Origin of the sequence: Herbiconiux daphne (assembly GCF_024979295.1) — a bacterium.
In the GTDB taxonomy this organism is placed as follows: Bacteria; Actinomycetota; Actinomycetes; order Actinomycetales; family Microbacteriaceae; genus Herbiconiux; species Herbiconiux daphnes.
Map to the genome: position 1 here is coordinate 1 of NZ_JANLCJ010000647.1, position 568 is coordinate 568.

A 568-nucleotide genomic window follows, 5' to 3' on the forward strand; every position below is an offset into this window, starting at 1 on the left:
AATTCTGGCAATTGAAGAACCTCAGATTGCTGGTGTCACTGATGAAGACATCGTGGATGAAACTAAACCAATCGCACTGGAAGATGTTGTTGATGAAAATGACATTGAACGTGATGTGGATAAAGTAGTAGAAGGTACTGAAGACTTAGTAGTTGAAGGTACTGACGTACACTCAAGTTAATTTAAGAGGGGAGCTACGGCTCCCTTTTTTATGGAGATTAAACATGGACGTACAGCACTTAGAATTGGCCCTACGCTACGCTAAGACTGCAAGTGACCCAGTTGCATTGACTGTCCTCAAAGACGCCGTAGAACGCTTCCTAGGGGCTCAGAAACGTGCTTCCACCCCTAAGCAAGAACCCAGTAACCAGAATACTGTTAAACAGCCTACCAGCTTGGACGAGTTGATGAAACGCTATCAGCTTACTCCACGCCGCTCAGGTTGCCCTGCTTGTGGCTGTCCTGATGGAGTTCCTCATTTCTGTACTGGCAGACCTACCCATCCAAGCACCGGTATTGAGTATTGGATGAATCAACCAACATCAGTAATGACTAATCGGTTAGTGGG

At 46.0% G+C, this 568-nt stretch carries 1 protein-coding gene; it reads left to right on the plus strand.

Features of this window, described 5'->3' with window-relative positions:
- On the plus strand, positions 1–181 hold a 181-nt coding region (locus N1032_RS26950; protein WP_259543762.1), incomplete at its 5' end, for a hypothetical protein.
- Positions 182–568: the final 387 nt, after the last annotated feature.